This is a genomic window from Wolbachia endosymbiont of Tribolium confusum, assembly GCF_020405475.1.
Lineage (GTDB): Bacteria > Pseudomonadota > Alphaproteobacteria > Rickettsiales > Anaplasmataceae > Wolbachia.
This window is the reverse complement of sequence record NZ_JAIZNT010000005.1, coordinates 51,260-71,125: the sequence shown is the minus strand read 5'-3', so window position 1 is coordinate 71,125 and position 19,866 is coordinate 51,260. Positions and strand designations below refer to the sequence as shown.

Sequence of the window (19,866 nt, the reverse complement as noted above, 5' to 3'; positions counted from 1 at the left end):
GTCTATCATTTAATAATTTATTATAATTATATTGATTGTTAATAGATAAAAACTTGGTAGACTACGAAGAAATATTCTTAAATAAAATCAAAGATATAAAAGAAGAAGGGCGCTATCGTGAATTTACGCATTTTGCGTCATTACCTGGCAAACTTCCCTATATTATGGATTATGAAAGAAATAGAGAGGTTATTGTCTGGTGCAGTAATAATTATCTGGGAATGTCACAAAACGATAGTGTCATTGCTGCTATTCAAAATTCATCTGTTGGTGCTGGAGGAACAAGAAATATATCAGGTACAACAAAAGAAGTTGTTGAGCTCGAGAAGTCTTTGGCTGACTTGCATCAAAAAGAAGCTGCTTTAACTTTTGCTTGTGGCTACCTTGCCAACCAAACTACGCTTAGCACTTTGTCGTCTGTTATTCCGGGTGTGGTAATTTTTTCAGATGAGAAAAATCACTCTTCAATGATAGAAGGTATAAAGTCAGGCAAAAGACCGAAGCACATATTTAGGCATAATGATGTTGATCACTTAGAGCAGTTGCTAAAGTCTATAGATATAAAAACGCCGAAAATAATAGCACTTGAATCTGTATACTCAATGGATGGTGATGTAGCACCGCTTGAAGCGATATGTGATCTAGCAGATCAGTATAATGCAATTACCTATTTGGATGAGGTACACGCAGTTGGCATGTATGGACCGCGCGGTGGCGGAATTGCAGAAAGAGAAGGTTTGATGGATAGAATAACTGTTATTCAGGGTACATTATCAAAGGCTTTTGGAGTGATGGGTGGATATATAGCGTCTTCAAAGAGCTTGGTGGATGTAATAAGAAGTTCAGCCCCAGGATTTATTTTTACTACTGCTATGTCACCCGTTTTAGCAGCAGCAGCAAAGGCAAGCGTTGAGCATTTAAAATCGAGCAATGTTGAAAGGGAGAAGCAAAAGCAGTCTGTTGAAAAGGTAAAAGACTCACTGAGAAACGCAGGAGTGAATTTTATGCAAACAGAAACTCATATAATTCCAATCATAATTGGTGATCCTGAGTTGTCCAAAAAAGCATCAAAATTGTTATTTGATGAGTATGGAATATATGTACAACATATAAATTACCCAACAGTTTCAAAGGGGACTGAGCGCTTCCGTATTACTCCTACGCCTTACCATACAAATGAAATGATAGAGCATTTAACAAAATCTCTTGTGAAAGTTTTTGAGAAATTGTCTGTTTGTGTCTGTTGTTGAGTTTAAAGTTGCCAAGAATAAGGTATCTATTTAAAAGCATGGTTAGTGTACAAAATCAGTGCTTTATTTCTTGTCATGAAAGTAGCTAACACTGGGATCCAACTAAGTTGGTAAACACTTTACAACGTTTTTTGTGCAAAAGGACTAGATGCCATTGTCACACACTGACTATTTGTTCCTATAGTTGTCTTTTCTCGTCTATCTTATTTTGCCACCCTGCTGCAATGAGGGGTAGGTAAGACCATTTATTATTTTCACTACGTGACTTTTGCTCTTTTGAATGAACTTTAGTTTATATCTCCAGCAATGACAAGCGCGTTATCTTCCTTTAATCTCCCACCGCTTTCTTGCAGAAAAAGCCTACCGAGTGAAGTTTTATATTTATTAATTCCAGAGTAAATTATTCCATTGTATCTTCCGGCAGCAAGATATGCAAAACCTAGTACCGTTGAGCCAAGGGAGCGCAGATTATTATTGTCAAGTGGTAATTTATTTAATAAATTACCACTTATGTCTATTATTCCCCCTTCACGAGCTTTCATCCGCATTTTTACATGGCGAGATTTGAAATCTTCAAGAAAAGCTCCTTTCTTTTCCTCTGCCCAGAAAGTTTCTCTAAGGGCTGGAGCATCAATCACAGCTGCTACAACTCTGTTTTTATGAATGAGACAAACTGATACTGCAAAATAAACCATACAACTAAAAAGGTTTTCCTTGCCTTCTATAGGCATAATAAACCAAGTATAACCGCCGTCTTTTAGATCTTGGCCCACATCGTCTTCAAAAATAAAGTCATAGTTCTGGTTGTAGTTTTTCAAGCAATCGTATATAAGTTGCTTGGATTTTGAATAAGTTTTATTGATAAAGTCTGCTGACTTAACGCTTGAAATTTGCAATTCATTAAAATCACGTATAAGCTGCTTGGAGGCACTGCGTACAGAATCAAGCATCACATTGATTCGTGGTGATGAAATGGCCATTTACTCTTTTACTCTTTCGTAATAGCTGTTATCAGGAGTATGTACTACAATTTTATCCCCTTCTTTTATAAATTGAGGCACATTAACACGTATTCCGTTTTCCAAAATTGCAGGCTTATAAGAAGCAGTAACAGTCTGCCCTTTGATAACAGACTCTGTTTCTTTTACAGTTAGTGTAACGTGATCAGGCACATGTGCAGAAATTATTTTATCTTGATAAGTTACTACTTTAATTTTCATATTATCTTGCAAATAAGCCTTCTTTTCCCCTAATAAGTCTAAATTTATAACAATCTGCTCGTAACTACTTGGATGCATAAGATTTACAATATTTTCTTCAGTGAAAAGGTAAACATATTCCTCTTCATCTAAAATTGCCCTTCTGATTGTTGCATCAGAACGAAATCTTTCATAGTACTTTGCTCCAGTTTTGATATTCTTCATTTCAGCTTGTATGTATGCACCACCTTTACCAGGTTGAGTATGCATAATACTTACAACCAAAAACAATCCACCGTTATGTTCTAGTACCTGACCTGGCCTGATATCATTAGCCCTTTCTGCCATAATTACACTTTTAATTTGGTCTGATGATTATAAATAACTTTATACAAATATCAAAATTTTTATTGGCCAATGAATTCTGGCATGTTGATTACTATATACCTTTCCTTCATGTTGATGTATGGAAATACTTCTTTAGTAAAAGATAACATAATGTTTTTTTTTGTGCTGATAACCAAAATTTCTAATATATCCCCCGAGCCGAAATTATGCACAGACTTCACATAGCCATATAATTCATTACTCTCTAGTCTTACTTCCATATTCACAAGATCATCTTGGTAAAATTCATCCTCATCATTTAACTGTGGTAGCTTATTTCTCTCTATATATAACTTTTTATTTCTTAAAAGTTCTGCTTCATTACGGGAGTTCACACCGCTAATTGTTGCTATTACTAAATTATTACTGACAACAGACACCAAGCTTATTTTATAATTTTCACTTCCGCTTATTAGTTCACCATATAGGAAAATATTTTCGGGCTTTTCAGTAAAGGTTTTTATCTTAACAGCTCCTTTGATTCCATGGGGAGAAGTAATTATTCCGAGGCATATATTCATATTAATATGATAGTTGAAATCAGCTTTTTGTCTATAGAATTGACAATTTACTGAATTAACATACAATTAATATTGTGATAATTATAGTGGATAATGTGTGAGTTCTATCAGCAATCAAGAAAAGCAAAGTATTATAAGTGGCTTAGAAGAAATCAACTGCAAGCTAAAAGGTGAATCTATAAAACTTGATGATACAAAGGAATCTATAATAGTAGCACGTCGTAAACCTGTTGTTGAAGGGGTATTAGAACATCTACGCAACCCTTCTACTACTAACTGTAATGTTATGATCGATGCAGAAACTGGGTTTGGCAAGACTTACGATATTGGAATACTGAGTCATGTACTAACCCAAGCAGGGTTTCATCATCTGGTTGCAGTACCAAGTAGTGACCTAGTGAATCAAGCTAAAAAAATGATGAGCAGTGCATTTACTGTAAACATTAGGACACCTAAAACTGCTGAGGAAATTAAAAATGCACTGAAGGCAACTAAACCTACAACAATTATAGTGACACATGACCTGTTATTACAGCAAGAAAATGATCGTAAATTTAAAGACCAAAATACCAAGTTGTGGATTAGTGTTGATGAAGCAGACAGTATTAACAAGCAGCAGGATTTTGAGAACATGTGCAAGCTTGATGAGAAATATCCTACGACTTACCTCACTGCAACACCAAAGAGAAGGATTTTAAATAGATGCGGAAAAGTTATCAGCCCGACAAGATTGAGTAGACGTTGTATTGCAAACGCCATCGAAACAGCAAGTGTTATTGCAAAAACCAATAGGATAACAAATTTCAATCAAGCACTTGTAGTGAACATTGCTACCTCCATCATATCTTTAGCTATATTGTTTCCTATTATAAATAGTAATGTTGCTGCTGTAATTGGTCTAACTTCAGATTATTGGCTGTATTCTGCTTTGATTGGAAACTTATATTATACAATTTCTATGTTTATATTTGGTATAGTAATGTTGCCAATTTGGTGGGTACTAACTAAAGCAACTGGAGTGGAATCAAGAGAACTGCTCTCTAGATTTCTTGCTAACGTACGTAGCTTATTTACTAGAGAAAAATCTAGCCCAGCTCATGAGTATGTTGAAGAAAGCGAAGAAGTTTTTAATTACAATAAGCTTGTTGATACCGATGATTTATTAACTTCTATAAGATGGAATGTGCAAAGCCCAATTGGAGAAAGTGCTCTGCTTTTAGCTGATGATGTAAATAGTATAGTTAATCTTAACTTTGCGTTGCAGGGTAGAGATAATTTAGTATATGAAGGTAGTACACGTTATAAAGTGTATAATAAATTTCAGCCTGAAGGAATGTCATATCAAGACTACAGGCTCCAATTACGTCAATTAAACTTTATAAACTGCGTTAAAAAGCAACATCCTAGTTTGACAGAAGAGCAGATATCTGAATTAAAAGAAAAGGTGGATTTCAGTAGTACTGCTGAATATCTAAAATATAGAGTAATGCATTCAATGATCGATCTTACTCTCTTATATTTAATGAAGTGTGATAATATTACCTTAGATAAAAAAAGAAGAGAAGGTTTGATTGGATTGATAGAAGATGTTAAAAAGAATGTTAGCACCACTAATGATAATAATATTATAAGCTACCTAGAGGAAAAAGGCTTCAGTGAGCAATTTGCTAGAGATGAGCTCTTACTGCAAATAAAGACAGTAATTGAAGCACTGAGTAAAAGTGATAATGAGCAATGCAGCTTAATAGTTGATAATTGGCGCTTAAGCAAAGAGCTCCATGACCTCATGGAAAGAGAGGAAGGTATACTACATAGTCTCATTGATTTCTGCAAACAAAATAAATGTATCTTTGCAAGAATTGGGAAAAATGATCTTGGTATTGGAGAAAACAGACCCTTTTCAGCGATAATACGTAATCAGATAGGTGGATATCGAACTCTTTATTGTGATTATGAAAAAAGAGATTTTGATTCATTGGCTAAATATGCGTTGACAACGGTTATAGATGGATCGAAAGGTCGTGGATTTGATAGTGAATATAATCATGTTGCATCAATATTTGCAGATTCGGTTAGTCAGTTCAATAATCCATCTGAAGCCCTACAGAATCTTGGAAGAAATAGGGAACGTAATGCGAGCAGGCAAGCATGGTTTTTTGCTGCTGCAGGTGAAGAAGTTGAGCTATTTGTGAATAAGATCTTAGCAAATTTTAAAAACGAACCACAGAAATTTTGTGAGAAAGTTTTGTTTCCAGCTACTGATAAATACAATAAGTTGCTAAAAAATAGAATGGGAGAAGAACTTGGAAGGAAAATAGAAATCTATATTAGTAAAAACATTGATGCATTAGGAAATATTGATGATTCAGCTCTGAAGAAGTTTTCTAGTGATCTGATAAAAGAAACATATGAAAAAGTTCATGATATAAATGATTTTGATGTCAAAAAGACAGAACAAGATTTACATAGGATTTTAAAAAGTACAGAGGCATACCTTCGTTCATATGAGAACAGAATTAAAAACAACGGTAAATTATCTTGCACACGCTCAGCTTTATTTTCTGTGGGGAGTGCTATAACAAAGGTAATGTATTATCTTTGGGCAGGGTTTGACTATTTAGTCTTTTTGGCTAAAGCGTACAATATAGATAAATCTGAGGATGCCAGTGCAAGAGCGTATGTACACATAATCAGAAACTTTCACTGTGAAAGTAGTGTGAAGGCGCAAAATGTATTGGTTCATGCATTAGAAATTGCCAAAGAACATGACAGCAGTTTCAAAAGAAATAGTTTGTACGAAGGCAATGAGGATAGATGTAAAGAAAAAATCATCTCATATTTTCAATCCAAGCAATATATACGTGCATTAGATAGAACAATTGCTCAAATTTGAAAATAAACACTTGGTAACAATTTTGAAAGCTGTAGGCTACGAAGATGACGCTAATAAAATGGCACAAGAAATCAAAGATTTTTTATGTGATTTAAAGAATTTAAATTGTGTAGACTTGAGAGAAAAATATTATCAAGGTAACTTATATCAAGAAAGCAAATTATACAAAATCAATAATCAAGTTAGTACGATAATTGATGAAATTGTAAGGTGCCACAAGTGGCGCCATGGAGTAGAGGACTTAGAGCTAAAATTAAAAATCAACCATAATATTTTTGAAGTCAGAGTTAACAATGATTTTTCTAAGTTACGTGAGAAAAACTTTAACAAACGCTCTAAAGAAAGGACATATCTAGGTAGAGCTATGTTACTTATTGGGTTTATAATTTCAATGGAGCTTATAGGTAGAATATCATCAGGTCAGACCATGCCATTGCCTTCACTTTGCGGTTTTATAGTATTTGGACCACTGGCACTCTTGTGTGGCGCATTGTTATATGAAATAACGACCTATTTAGTGAGAGGAGCATTTTTTATTTTTGGAGTGCCAATTCTTTTAGGAGAACTGTCTAAATGTGTTTTGAGAAACGGCTTAATGAAAAGTTTGTTAGATATGACATTATCGCTTGGTAACTCGGCTTTTTTCAATATTCCGAAAGACATCGTGCAATCGTTTATATTTGAGGATATAACAAAATTTGACTCACTAAGTGATATAAATGAGCTTACACTGATAAGAGAACAGGAAAAGGCAAAGTGTACAAATGAAGTAGCTGATAAAGTTGTAGCTACTGCTTTATCTGCAATTTTGATACAGCCAACAACTAGTGAGCAGGAAGGTTTAGTTTTTAACTAGAACTTTTCAGATAAATATTGAGTGAGGATTTCAATGCCTTCATCAATCTCTTTTTCAGTGATAATGAGTGGAGGTAAGATTCTTAGAACGTTATCTGATGTTACTCCAACAGTAAGTAAACCACGGTGACTTAGCTCTTCTGCAAATTTTTGGTTATTCATTTTTACTTTTATTCCTAGCATCAACCCTTTTCCTCTCACTTCTTCTATCATTGGAAACTTGCTTGCCAAGTCCTCTAGTTTGTTTTTTAAAGACTTACCTCTAACTTCAACATTTTCTAAGAAGCCAGGGCTGAGCAATTCATCCAATACAGCATTACCTACTGAAGTTGCAAGTGGATTACCACCAAAAGTAGAACCATGCATACCGACCGCCATGTACTTAGCAACCTTTTCAGTTGCAAGACAAGCCCCCAGAGGGAAACCTCCTCCTATTCCTTTTGCAAGAGCACATATGTCAGGCTTAACTCCTATGTGTTCGTACGCAAATAATTTTCCCGTTCTGCCAGCACCGCACTGAACGCAATCAAAAAATAGCAGTATGTCGTTTTCGTTACATAGTTCTCTTAGCTCTTTCATGAAGACTTCACTCATTACTTTAACACCACCTTGTCCCTGTATTGGTTCTATTAATACAACACCTATGCCATTAGAAATTGCTTTCTTTACACTCTCAATATTGGGCTCTATGTTATCACACCAGTCAATATAAGGATTCAGTAATTCAGAAAATTTCTGTCTATCGTTTGTTGCACAAGTTAAAAATGTCCTTCCATGAAATGCACCATGAAATGTGAGAATTCTATAGCGATTTTTATTACCTTTTCCATTTTGATAGGCCCTAGCGATTTTAAGTCCACACTCCACTGCTTCTGACCCAGAATTTGCAAAAAATATAGTATCAGCAAAGCTGTTGTTTATTAAATTTTCTGCAAATTTGTTGGCAGTAGATATATTATAGGTATTTGATATATGCCATAGTTTTTCTCCTTGTAATTTTAGGACATCAGTTAATCGTGGGTTGGCATGACCTAAACTGCTAACAGCTATTCCAGAGTGAAAATCTATATAGCGCTTATTATCGATATCATACAAGTAAATACCTTTGCCATAAGAAAAATTTATGTTAATAGGAGAATAAACTGGCAAGATAGGAGAAATTGTCATAAAAGTATGATATGCTAATTTTTTATTAATACCATAAAAGACGTTATTTCACAATGAGAAGAATATGTATAAATTAAGTAAATTAATGTTTACTACACTAAAAACAAATAGATATACAAAAATTATCTCGCTATTCTTATTAATTTTTGTGGTTTTATTGGGCACAATATACCGCAATTATTCATTAAAGAATAATTTTCTTTCTTTTTACCGTAATTCAAATGCAAACTTAAAAGATCTATTGGAAAATAGTATAATAAAAAAATATCATTATTTACTAATAGAAAAACATCATATTAAATATAACAGTTTTGATTACATAAACCAGTTGGTAAAATTGCGTGCTGAATTGTTACAATCAGTAAGCAAAGTAAGAAATTTTAGCTTAATACTGTATGATCAAAATGCCAGAGTAATTTTCAGTAATTTTAATACTCAAGGTCATGACTATGAGCAGTTGCTTACAAATGATGAAATTGATAAATTGCTAAGCAATCAAGAAATATTTTACGCTACAGGAAATACATTAACTTCTACTTTCCCTATATTTCATGAAGATGACATTAAGCCTTCATTTTTTTTGAAGATCATTCAAAGCTATAATGACTCTTATATTATGGTATATAGTCTATTTTTAATATTAATGGGCTTATTACTGGTTATCTTAATACTAATAATGCTTTATTTGCACTTTTCCAACACCCAAATGCTAGCCAAGCAGCATAAAACTAATATTGAATTACAAAGGGTTAAAGAGGCATTAGAGCAAGAAAATGCAAATAAGATAAAATTTTTTGCAAGTGTTACACATGAGTTGCGTACACCTCTTAATGCTATTATTGGATTTGCAAAGTTGATCAAAAATGAAACTTTAGGTTCGGTAGATCACTCTGAATACAAGGAATACGTAGACGATATATATAATGCTGGTACACATTTACTTGCTTTGATTAATGATGTGCTCGATTTTTCTAAAGCTGAATCAAGTAGTTTAACAGTAGAGAAAGTGAAGTTTAATCTGAATAAGATAATAGATTCGTGCTTAAAAATGTTATCACCTAAGCTAAAAGAAACAGGTATTAGTTTAAAGAAAGAGATATCTGATAAACAATTATTAGTTATCGCCGATCCCAAAAGAATGAAGCAAGTTATAATAAATTTGTTATCAAATGCAATCAAGTTCACTCCTCAAGGTGGTTTAATAAGAATGATTATTAAAGAGAATATAGAAAAAAATTTATTAACTATTGAGTTTCATGATAATGGAATAGGGATAATGCAGCAGGACATATATAAAGTTATGTCCGTTTTTGGCCAAGCAGATTCGGGATATAGAAACGAAGGCACAGGTATCGGATTACCTCTAAGCAAGAAATTAGTAGAGTTAATGGGTGGGACTTTCAACATTCAAAGTGAAGCAAAACTTGGTACTACGATAACATTGAGCTTCTTTTATGAAGAGCAAACATGTGAAAAGTTGATTGATTTTTAGTAAAATATATTTGATATTGCACTTTTATATCTAGTACATTCCTAAGTCATACTGATGTGATACCTCTTGCCTAATAATAAGTAGCGGAATGTAAGTAAATTAAACTTTTTTAGCTATACTTCCTGAAAACACTTTATAATTCTTGAGCATAAAGAAAATTCCTTTAATAATGAAGCATGCTAATCAGGAACTTAATAAAACAAGCAACTCAAGTAGGAAATAGTGAAAACGTAATACAATATGTCAAATATCTCTATCAATTTGAGAAGTTTAGAAATACATTAAACCTCACTTTGTCACTAATAAAGCAAAATAGACTCTCGTTTGAAATATATCAAGAAGGATTAGTGGATATGGAAGAGGGAGTGTGTAAGACAATTCGTTCTTCTGGTGTAAATAAGTATGTTATTGTGCTAAGAAGGTCAAATCCTTACATCATAGTACATGAACTTTCACATATGGTTGAAAATGAACTGAACTTAAGCTTAGAGCAGGAATTTCTCCATAAAGTTTATCAGGATATTGAGCAGAACTTAAAGCAGTCAAATATTCTTGTACAGAAAATTATTGGTCAAATTATATTTGAAGAGATACAAGCTTATCAAACTCCAAAATCACGTGCGTCTGAGTTATTCGCACGCTATTTTGAGCTGTTTGCTTGGGCTCAGGAAGTTTATCCTAAAGATAAAGAATATCTAATTCGCACTCAAGATTTAAACAGAGTATTTCTTGCTACTGATGAGTGGAAAAAGAGCTATCTAGATCTACAAATAATGGAGAGAATAGATAAAGAAGTAAAGGAATATAGCGATAAAATTGCTTTTAAAGATATAAACAAAGTACAAAGCAGTTGGACTAATAAATTTTCTCCTGGAAGCAAAAAAATTGGTTCTATATTTGAAGATGATAATTAGCTCAGCAGAATATAGTTAACTTCTTCAACATTTCAAGTTATAGTTCTCGCAATTTAAAGAGTTCAAATATATATGAAAACCATTTTAGCGATTGAAACAAGTTGCGATGAAACTGCAGTTGCGATTGTAAATAGTGATAAGCAAGTGCTTGCTCAGGAAATTCTTTCTCAGGCAGAGCATAAAAAGTGCGGTGGAGTGATTCCTGAAATAGCATCACGTGCTCATATGAAGCATTTAAGCGGTCTAATAAAAAATGCTATGGAAAAATCTAACCTTAATTTTTGTGATTTGGATGCAATTGCAGCAACATCAGGACCAGGACTCATAGGTGGATTAATAGTTGGTACAATGATGGCTAAAGCAATTGCACACGTAACACAAAAACCCTTTATTGCAGTTAATCACTTAGAAGCACATGCGTTAGTTGTTAGGCTACTGTATGAGGTTGAATTTCCGTTTTTAGTCCTGCTGATATCAGGTGGTCACTGCCAATTTTTAATTGCACAGGATGTAGGTAAATACATCAAACTTGGAGAAACGCTTGATGACTCATTAGGAGAAGCATTTGACAAAGTCGCTAAGACACTGGGTCTAAGCTATCCAGGAGGTCCGTTGATTGAAAAATTAGCTAAAAAAGGTGATGGTATGAGATTTAAACTGCCAAGGGCGATGACAAAACGCTCTGGATGTGACTTTTCGTTTTCTGGAATTAAAACAGCAGTAAAAAACTTAATACGAGAACTTGTAATGAATGAACAGGATGTGTGTGATATGTGTACCTCATTTCAAGAGTGTGTCAGCGACATACTACTTGATAGAGTCAAAAATGCAATTATTATTGCTTCATCCTTAAATATTAAAATTAATGATTTTGTAGTTACTGGTGGAGTTGCAGCAAATCATTTCCTGAAAGAGAGATTAAAAAAGCACATAGACTTGAACGTGCTTTCTCCTCCAAGCAATTTATGTACAGACAATGCAGTGATGGTTGGATGGACAGGAATTGAAAGGTTACAGAGAAACTATGTAGACTCTCTTGACTTTGCACCAAGGCCAAAGTGGGAATTAGAAAAATATTACTAGCACAAAAAATTATCTACTATATAATGCGGCCGCTGGCGAATTTTTATAGGCTTAAAAATTATAGTGGAAAGCCTTATTCACTACCGGCATTATTATTTATGAGGTACAGTATGTTCAAAAATACAATTACTAATGTTTTCAAAGCTAAATCTAGTACAAGCGCAAAGACACTCAGTTCAGGTTTATTTGTTGCGGGAAACGTTGGTATGGTCAGGGCAGTTAGTGAGATAGACCTATCTTCATTACAAGGCAATTCAGAAGATAAAGTCAATAAGCAAGACCTAATAATCATATATGATTATATTAACAAAGTAACTCAAGAAGAAAACTATAATATATGTACTAATAATCTTGATTATATAAAAAGCAGGATTTTAAAAGAAAATATAAGTGATTCATTAGCTGAAAAATTTTATCAAGATGGATGGAATATAACAAGTAATGATGGTTCTTCGCTATTAACAGTGGCTATTGAAAGAATTGGGAAAGAACAAAAGAAAAATAGGAATTATGATATTCATGTTGAAATAGCTGTATCTCTAATTCTTAGTATGGACAGAGAATTGATTATAAAATTGGAGAATTTTGCAGATAGTAATGATAAAACACTTCTACATTATTTAGCTGAGTTGGGTAAAGAAGATATTTTACGTTTTGTGATAGAAAATTCTAATTTTGATATTAAAGAAGCATTAAGGAATAAAGATAGAGATGGCAAAACACTACTACACTATGCGGCTAAATCTGGCAATAAAGAATGCTTGAAAATTCTCATAGAAAATGAAGCAAATTTTAGTTGCACTACCAATAATAAAACTGAGTTACACTATGCTGCCAGAAGCGGAAGTCCTAACCTCCTAGAATATTTAAAAGAAATATTGACAGCAAAAGGAATTTTTGATAGGGAGAAAATTAAAACAGATAAATATGGAAATAACGCATTACACTATGCTGTGCAATCTGGAAATGCTGAGTGCATAAAATTCTTCATTGATAATCAAGTACAATTTTTAAAAAATAAATATAATGAGAATCCTTTTCATAAGATTGCAGGTAACTCAGAAACTCAAGAAAATGCCATAAGTTTTCTTATAGAACATCTAAAATTTTTAGGTAGACTAAAAAGTGAAATTAATCAAGAAAATGTAGATGGTAACACCTCATTGCATATAGCTGCACAACATGGAAATAAACAGCTAATAGAATTGCTTACTAAATCAGGTGCAAAAATTGTTCAGAATAAGCAAGGTAACACCCCTTTACATACTGCTATTATACATGGTAATCCAGATTGTATAGAGCTATTTTATCAAAAGATAGGAAATAGCATACTTGAATCCAAAGGTGAACATGGAAGAGATCTTGTACATTTGGCTGCAATGTATGGGCAGTTTGATTGTCTAAATTTCTTACTCGGTAAATTTCCTGATTATGATTTAAACACAAAAACAAGCAAAGGAAATATGGCCCTACACTTAGCTCTATCGAGTAATACAGAAACAGAACTAAGAAAAAAATGTGTGAAGCTATTAATAGATAGAGGCATGCAAGTAAATAAGAGTAATAACAAAGGAAACACCCCTTTACATTTTGCTGCCCAACTTGATTTATCGTTTTTAAGCATGATAGAAAAAAAGTTAGAAGAACAGAAATTTGACATTTATCAAGAGGTTTTGCGTGAGAATAGCAACGGTGACACCGTCTTTCATATGGCAGCACGTGTTGGTAATAAATCATGCCTTGAGCACCTTTTTAAAAAAGAGAGAGTGGGAGAAATATTAAGTAAGAAAAATAAGGATGGACAAACTTTACTACACTTATCTATCCTCAGTGGAAGAGTAGAATGCGTTAAGTATTTGGTAAAAAAAATCCCAATTAGTATTTTTTCAGAAGAAAATACACAAAAAAAGTTGTTATTTGCAGCTATTTTGAGCAGCAATAAGGAATGTCTTGAATTTGTGGCAAAAGAACGTGTAGGTAAAAAGGTGGCTGATAGCATCAAAGTGTTATATGATGAAAACGACAATACACCGTTACACATGGCTGCTCTTGCCGACGGCATAGGATGCTCTCAGTATGTTATTGAAAGTATTGCTAAGTCAACTATTAGGAACACAGCATCACTTTTTCACACAAACAGTCAAGGGCTTATACCTCTACATTTAGCTGCCATGAGCCTTAATGCTGAGGTAATAGAATATTTTATGATAGATCATCATGATCCCTATACTGAGGAAATGTTTAATGTTGTATCTAAATCTGGAAGAACACCATTACACTATCTTGTAGTGCATAATAATGATTTTGCAAGAATCTTAGATGAGGATTTTACGCAAGATCAATTTTTGAAAAAGTTGGTTTTAAAAAAGCGTAAACAAAATGAGCACTTAAGGGAAAAAGCTATTAAAGCCTTATTCTACCTAACAATCAGCAACGGAGAGAAAATTGTAAGTAAGAAAATAGATTTTGATATAAAGGATAATGCAAAAAAAACAGCTTTAGATTATGCTTTTAAATATAACGACACAAATATCTTGAGGTTATTTTTAGATGCTTTGTATGAAACAAAGGAAAACAGAGAAAGGGAATATAATAAACTTGAGCTAAAATATCAAAAGAGAAGCAAAAAATTTTTAGACTGCGCTAACATATCCGTATCAATATCAAGTGTGATTGTTTCTGCTTGCATTGTATCTGATCAGTCAAAATCTAAAACAGAAGAAACTTTTACCTGGATTTCCATTGGATGTTCTGTGATATCACTTCTTTTTTTCTTATGCAACTTAGCGATTGGCCGTCAAAAAGAACTTGTTAAACGTAAGATAGAAAACTATACTGAAAAAATAAACAGAATTGAAGAGGTCACAGGAAAGTTAGCTAAGACAAAAGTAGGGAATCGTGATTTAGAGGAATACAACTCAATATTGGAACTATTAATAAAGAATGCAGAAGATATTTCACGATTGGAAAATGGACTTTACAAGTTTACGCATGAAACTAGATTAGAGAGTAAAGACAAACTCAATATTTCTCCTCAGAAAATGAGTAGGGGTGGTAGTGCAGTACCATGTTCGAATAAGTCTTTAGAAGGTAGAAAAAGTTCACCTGTTTTGAATAATTTAACAGCAAAATTTAGTCCGTGTTCAAGACGCAACAGTAGAGTACAAAATACAATGGACAAGTTAGATAATCCATCATGTGTAATTCCTATAAATGAGCATCCAGAAATTAAACCAAAAGCTCCGAAAAACAAATTCAAGAATGTTGCAATCAAGCTAAAAATGGGCAATATCTTTAGTAAGAAAAAAGAAGATCTTATTGCTTCATCAAGCTTATCAGAAGGTGCTAATCAAGAGAATATTACAAAAATGAATGAAGAAAACTGTGGGTTGATAAAACGATTTGGTGATACCAATAGGTATTCAATATTTTCGACTCCTTTTAATCCAAGCGATTCAACCTCAAGAGAAGAGTGTGGTAACAATCATAGTGCAGCGCGTCATGTGAGTTATGGTAGTGCAAATAATCCTGTGAGTGATAAGGAAGTTAGTAAATCTCCACCTCTAATACTTTCTAACTTTGAGGAGGGGACTACTGTTGACTGTTTTAAATTCGAAAGATATAGACCAAGGGTATATTCAAGTCCATCTTGTGTGAGAAAAAGAGCAATTACAGCTAGATCATTGGAATATGTAATACTTCCTGATCATATAAAAAGAGGAAAATAGATGCAGATTGTAGTCACTGACTCTGATAGCATCAACTTTCAGAGGAGTAATAGTAAGCATTCTAGTAAACTGTCATTGAGTAGTAAAACGTAGAACAATTGGCAAGGCTATCGTATAAGGTTATAGTAGAGAAGAAATTAGATAGCCTTGCTAAATTTCCATGAAAAAGTTTATATTCGCATATCATTAATATTTTATTACATTAATGATATGGTAAGGCAATAACTGTTAATACTTTTGAAATAAAAACTATATATGGTACATATAATTAAATAAAAAGGAAGATTGTGGAAATCACTCCGTCAATAAAAAAGGAATTAAAGCAAAGTATACTATATACTTGTCTAGAGAAGTGCAAGAGTGCGTTTTGGTTTATTTTCTGGTTTAGCTCAGGGATTAATGCGTTAATGTTATTTTTGCCACTTTATACCTCTCAGGTACTTGATCGAGTGATATCGAGCGAGAGTGTGTCAACACTAGTTATGCTGACGATTATTACTTTATCTGCATTTGCATGTTCTGCAATGCTTGAAACTTGTCGATATTTAGCTATGGCTAAAATTGGTGATTGGATTGATAAAACTGCAACACCAGATCTAATAGTAAGGTCCATCAGGCTAACATCAGTGCAGAGCTCAACTTCCAGCGGTGAAGCAATACGAGATCTTGGGGTGATAAAAAATTTCATTACAGGGAATGGTATATTTTCACTGTTCGATACTCCATGGTCGTTAATTTATCTTGTTGTTATCTTTATGATACATACCTCTACAGGGTTTATAGCTATTGCCGGAATCATTATATTAGTTTCAATGGCAGTATGGAATGAACTTGCCACTAAGCGTATATTGAGAGAAACCAATGAAGAAACTATACGCAATATTAATGCTATAGATGTTGCAACAAGAAATGCAGAGGTAGTTGAGGCTATGGGTATGTCAGAATTTATAGTCTCTGATTGGTGTAAACGAAATGATCAAAATCGTGCAATGCAAATTACAGCACAGAATCGTTCTAATGTGATTACTGGGATTACTAAGTTTCTACGCTCAACTCTGCAAATATCAGTAATTGGAACAGGCGCATTACTTGCAATTACAGCTCACAAAACTGCCGGTAGTATAATTGCTGCCTCGATTTTGATGGGTAGAGTATTGGCTCCATTTGATGCAGCAGTTCATACTTGGAAATTTTTAAATCAAGCCAGGATGTCATATGGCAGGCTGCAAAGACTTATCCTAACATCCCCAAAAAGAGAGCAAACTATGGCTCTACCAGAGCCTGAAGGGAAGTTGGAATTTGATAGGGTATTTTTTACTCCTTATGGGAGCAATAAGCCAACAGTAAAAGGAATCTCATTTGTAATAGAACCAGGGGATGTTGTTGGTGTTATTGGTGCAAGTGCTTCTGGTAAGTCGACCATTGCAAAACTAACCGTTGGTGTTTGGAAACCCATATCAGGTGTAGTCAGACTAGATGGTGCTGATGTATATACTTGGAATCGAGAGAACTTTGGTAATTATGTTGGTTACTTACCTCAAGATATTGAGTTATTTAACACGAGCGTTAAAGCTAATATTGCCCGCATGAGACTAGATCCAAATCCTGAAGAAATAATCAAAGCAGCAAAAATTGCAGGAATACATGAATTAATACTGAGCTTACCAAATGGGTATGATACAACAATAGGAGGACCTGGAGGAGTAATACTCTCTGGTGGCCAAAAACAGCTTCTTGGACTTGCAAGGGCTTTTTATGGTAATACTAAGCTTTTAGTGCTTGATGAACCGAATGCTAACTTAGACAGTAATGGAGAGGCGCGCTTGATTAATGCAATCAATGTTGCAAGAGAGCAAAATACTACCACTGTTATCATCACTCATAAGCTACCGTTACTATCCGTAGTTGATAAAGTGATTATCATGTCAGATGGTGTTATTTATGCTATGGGACCAAAAGATGAGATTTTGAGCAGATTAGTTGCTCCATCACCAGATACCACAGAAGATAAACGTTCTTCAGCAAGTGGTTAAGAAAGAGAGAAGTTGTCACACTTCTCTTTCTCTTATAGAGTACTATATGCACAGTTTATAAAATCTTAAGCAATTGTTATTCGAAAAATCCAATAATGATTAGCCACGGAACCTATTTGCTAATTCTCTCACATTAACCTTAGACATTTCTGATGTAGGCTCTTGTATATATGAGACATCAGATTTAACGCCTTTTTTGTCATGACCTTTAGTAATAGAACATACTACAGTATCAGCCTTTACATGCTTAACACTTGGATCTGACTGAAACCCATGCTTTCTTTCCATTTGTGCTTCAAGCTTACTGCTATCATGTGTAACCCTACACCTTTCTAGATTACGGTCACGTCTGTCAGGAGCTACATATCCATCTATATCACTACATAAGAACGGGCGCACTTTGAACCTGTCTGAACTAACACCATTTTCAACACTTGCAGAATTATGAGCTTTTCTATTATTGCGCATTTTATCTACAGCTTCCTTTATTTTTTCTTTTGATGGTTTTGGCAGCAGTGCTGGCTTATATGCACATGCTGGTAGTTCTGGAAATGAGTCCTCCTGAAACAGCAAATGACTTTGGTTTCTCTTACTATCTGATTCTTCAATATTCTTTATTGGTGTCTTGAAAGAGTTTTCGTTTTTCTTTCTTAGATCTAACTCATTTAATCCGCTTCCAACATTATTTTTTCTTGTTGTAGTGTGAATAACACCTGGAAGTTTCACTTCATACTTAAATTTTTTACCAATAGTATCTATTGACTCATTAGATGAGGAATCTATTTGAAACCTATCGTTTGAAAATTTTGATTTTGCAGCATCAAAAGATATACTACGTTTTTCTATCTTTTTATCAGTCATATTTTACCTCTAAACCTATCAATTAATAAAAGTATAAATTAAGAGGTATTAATTTTATTATAATAATAAAGGCTCAAGAAGCATCACCGTAGGGTTTTCTATATAGTACTTAAAGGCATTTAAAAATTTTGCTCCGAGTGCTCCATCAACTGCTCTGTGGTCAACAGAGAGAGTAACTGTCATTATCTCTGCTATCTCTATTTTTTCACCTATGACAACCGGCTGTTTTTTAGATTCACCAACAGCCATAATGCAAGATTGCGGTGGATTGATTATAGCGCTGAAAGTTTTTATACCAAACATACCTAAGTTGGAGATAGTAAATCCTCCTCCTTGAAATTCTTCAGGCTTTAGTTTTCCAGATCTTGCCCTACTTACTAAATCTTTCACTTCTTTTGATATAGATAAAACACTTTTTTCATCAGCATTTTTTACTATAGGAGTAATCAGTCCATCCTCAAGCGCTACAGCAATTGAGATATCTATATTTGAGTATCTTACTATTTTAGTATCTATCCACGATGAGTTTATATCAGGAAATTTTTTCATGCCGAAAGCCACAGCTTTTATAATTAAGTCATTAATTGTTACTTTATTGTTTTCATTTGCTGAATTAACCTCATTTTTGAGCGATATTAGCTTATCAACGTGGCAGTCTACAGTTAAATAAAAGTGTGGAATATTTTGCTTAGATTCAACCAGGCGCTGCGCTATCACTTGGCGCATATTACTTACTTCAACTGTTGTATTTTCCTCAAATCTCTCATAGCTTTTAGTTTGATCTAAAAATTCTAATACATCAGCTTTGATGATACGACCATATGGACCTGTACCTTTTAATCGCTTTATATCAACACCTTCATTTTGAGCTATTTTTTTAGCTAAGGGGCTTACTTTTATTCTATTTTCTGTTGCTCTATCCTCTTTTTTAGATCCCAGTGTCACGCACTGGGATGACATTGAAGAGCTAGATGAAATCGAAGGGTTGGATGATACTGAAAAATCGGCTTCAACCTCCTTCTCAACCTTGGTATTGATGGTAGAAGCTAAATCAAGTGCGCTTTTATCTTCCCCTTCCTCTAACATTAGAGCTATCAGTTGATTTACAGGCACGCCACTTGTTCCTTCCGACACTAAAATTTTTGCCAAAACTCCTTCATCGACAGATTCAAACTCCATTATGGCTTTATCAGTCTCAATTTCAGCGATTACATCACCTATTTCAACTTTATCTTGTTCTTTTTTACACCACTTTACAATTTTTCCTCCAGTTTTACTCATTGTTGGGGAAAGAGCAGGCATCAATATTTCTATAGGCATTTATTCTGCATTAAAAGATCTATTTAATTTTTAATTTACTCTTTACCCTATGTCAATCTAATCGTAAATTATGATACTTATATCATCCTAGTACGTGATGCTGGAATCTTGGTTGACTACTGTTATCCTACTATTTCTATTGCTTAGTCCTAGACAGAGTACA

14 protein-coding genes are annotated in these 19,866 nt (G+C 33.8%); 8 read left to right on the top strand and 6 right to left on the bottom strand.

Annotated features, from left to right (window positions below):
• Positions 1 to 53: 53 nt before the first annotated feature.
• Positions 54 to 1,250, top strand: coding sequence for a 5-aminolevulinate synthase (gene hemA, locus LEM02_RS04195; protein ID WP_211908736.1), 1,197 nt, complete (start codon positions 54 to 56; stop codon positions 1,248 to 1,250).
• A gap of 287 nt (positions 1,251 to 1,537) precedes the next feature.
• On the opposite strand, the gene LEM02_RS04190 is transcribed toward hemA, so the two are convergent.
• From LEM02_RS04190 to rimM, 3 genes are read right to left on the bottom strand one after another with little or no spacing between them, the layout of a single operon-like run.
• On the bottom strand, positions 1,538 to 2,230 hold the full coding sequence (locus tag LEM02_RS04190; protein WP_226079969.1) for an inositol monophosphatase family protein: 693 nt from the start codon (positions 2,228 to 2,230) through the stop codon (positions 1,538 to 1,540).
• Complete coding sequence (gene efp / locus LEM02_RS04185) at positions 2,231 to 2,797, bottom strand: elongation factor P (protein WP_226079968.1); 567 nt, start codon at positions 2,795 to 2,797, stop codon at positions 2,231 to 2,233.
• Positions 2,798 to 2,856: 59 nt separating this feature from the next.
• Positions 2,857 to 3,357 (bottom strand): ribosome maturation factor RimM, encoded by a 501-nt coding sequence (rimM, locus tag LEM02_RS04180; RefSeq protein WP_214241605.1) that lies wholly within the window; start codon positions 3,355 to 3,357, stop codon positions 2,857 to 2,859.
• Positions 3,358 to 3,454: 97 nt separating this feature from the next.
• On the opposite strand from rimM, the gene LEM02_RS04175 reads away from it, so the two are divergent.
• Together LEM02_RS04175 and LEM02_RS04170 are read left to right on the top strand one after the other, a co-directional pair.
• Positions 3,455 to 6,250, top strand: coding sequence for a DEAD/DEAH box helicase (locus LEM02_RS04175; protein ID WP_226079967.1), 2,796 nt, complete (start codon positions 3,455 to 3,457; stop codon positions 6,248 to 6,250).
• Between the two features lie 22 nt (positions 6,251 to 6,272).
• Positions 6,273 to 7,106, top strand: coding sequence for a hypothetical protein (locus LEM02_RS04170; protein WP_226079966.1), 834 nt, complete (start codon positions 6,273 to 6,275; stop codon positions 7,104 to 7,106).
• Here the strand turns inward: LEM02_RS04170 and LEM02_RS04165 are convergent.
• Positions 7,103 to 8,272 carry an aspartate aminotransferase family protein gene (locus tag LEM02_RS04165; protein WP_226079964.1) on the bottom strand — a complete coding sequence of 390 codons (1,170 nt, stop codon included), beginning with the start codon at positions 8,270 to 8,272 and terminating at the stop codon, positions 7,103 to 7,105. The two genes, LEM02_RS04170 and LEM02_RS04165, sit on opposite strands and share 4 nt — an antisense overlap.
• Positions 8,273 to 8,336: 64 nt before the next feature.
• Here LEM02_RS04165 and LEM02_RS04160 point away from each other — a divergent pair, with 64 nt between their 5' ends.
• From LEM02_RS04160 to LEM02_RS04140, 5 genes are all read left to right on the top strand, one after another.
• A complete protein-coding gene (locus LEM02_RS04160; RefSeq protein WP_226079962.1) occupies positions 8,337 to 9,764 on the top strand; it encodes a sensor histidine kinase in 1,428 nt (475 codons plus the stop codon).
• 176 nt (positions 9,765 to 9,940) lie between these two features.
• Positions 9,941 to 10,678, top strand: coding sequence for a WD_0702 family putative metalloprotease (locus tag LEM02_RS04155; RefSeq protein WP_226079960.1), 738 nt, complete (start codon positions 9,941 to 9,943; stop codon positions 10,676 to 10,678).
• 72 nt (positions 10,679 to 10,750) lie between these two features.
• Entirely contained in the window at positions 10,751 to 11,761 is a 1,011-nt protein-coding gene (tsaD, locus tag LEM02_RS04150) for a tRNA (adenosine(37)-N6)-threonylcarbamoyltransferase complex transferase subunit TsaD (protein ID WP_226079958.1), read from the top strand.
• Between the two features lie 110 nt (positions 11,762 to 11,871).
• The gene (locus LEM02_RS04145) at positions 11,872 to 15,489 is read left to right on the top strand and encodes an ankyrin repeat domain-containing protein (RefSeq protein ID WP_226079955.1); all 3,618 of its coding nucleotides are present in this window, start codon (positions 11,872 to 11,874) and stop codon (positions 15,487 to 15,489) included.
• Between the two features lie 287 nt (positions 15,490 to 15,776).
• Complete coding sequence (locus tag LEM02_RS04140; protein WP_226079953.1) at positions 15,777 to 17,522, top strand: type I secretion system permease/ATPase; 1,746 nt, start codon at positions 15,777 to 15,779, stop codon at positions 17,520 to 17,522.
• Positions 17,523 to 17,621: 99 nt separating this feature from the next.
• On the opposite strand, the gene LEM02_RS04135 is transcribed toward LEM02_RS04140, so the two are convergent.
• Together LEM02_RS04135 and LEM02_RS04130 are read right to left on the bottom strand one after the other, a co-directional pair.
• Positions 17,622 to 18,383: a hypothetical protein gene (locus tag LEM02_RS04135; RefSeq protein WP_226079950.1), complete on the bottom strand. Its 762-nt coding sequence runs from the start codon at positions 18,381 to 18,383 to the stop codon at positions 17,622 to 17,624.
• A 57-nt stretch (positions 18,384 to 18,440) separates the two neighbouring features.
• Positions 18,441 to 19,703 carry a pyruvate dehydrogenase complex dihydrolipoamide acetyltransferase gene (locus LEM02_RS04130; RefSeq protein ID WP_226079948.1) on the bottom strand — a complete coding sequence of 421 codons (1,263 nt, stop codon included), beginning with the start codon at positions 19,701 to 19,703 and terminating at the stop codon, positions 18,441 to 18,443.
• Between the last annotated feature and the right edge of the window lie 163 nt (positions 19,704 to 19,866).

Excerpts from the sequence above, each read along its gene's own strand:
- efp (WP_226079968.1), bottom strand. The coding sequence starts at position 2,797 with ATGGCAGAAAGGGCTAATGATATCAGGCCAGGTCAGGTACTAGAACAT.
- LEM02_RS04130 (WP_226079948.1), bottom strand. The coding sequence starts at position 19,703 with ATGCCTATAGAAATATTGATGCCTGCTCTTTCCCCAACAATGAGTAAA.
- tsaD (WP_226079958.1), top strand. The coding sequence starts at position 10,751 with ATGAAAACCATTTTAGCGATTGAAACAAGTTGCGATGAAACTGCAGTT.
- LEM02_RS04135 (WP_226079950.1), bottom strand. The coding sequence starts at position 18,383 with ATGACTGATAAAAAGATAGAAAAACGTAGTATATCTTTTGATGCTGCA.
- LEM02_RS04145 (WP_226079955.1), top strand. The coding sequence starts at position 11,872 with ATGTTCAAAAATACAATTACTAATGTTTTCAAAGCTAAATCTAGTACA.
- LEM02_RS04165 (WP_226079964.1), bottom strand. The coding sequence starts at position 8,272 with ATGACAATTTCTCCTATCTTGCCAGTTTATTCTCCTATTAACATAAAT.
- LEM02_RS04160 (WP_226079962.1), top strand. The coding sequence starts at position 8,337 with ATGTATAAATTAAGTAAATTAATGTTTACTACACTAAAAACAAATAGA.
- LEM02_RS04155 (WP_226079960.1), top strand. The coding sequence starts at position 9,941 with ATGCTAATCAGGAACTTAATAAAACAAGCAACTCAAGTAGGAAATAGT.
- rimM (WP_214241605.1), bottom strand. The coding sequence starts at position 3,357 with ATGAATATATGCCTCGGAATAATTACTTCTCCCCATGGAATCAAAGGA.
- LEM02_RS04190 (WP_226079969.1), bottom strand. The coding sequence starts at position 2,230 with ATGGCCATTTCATCACCACGAATCAATGTGATGCTTGATTCTGTACGC.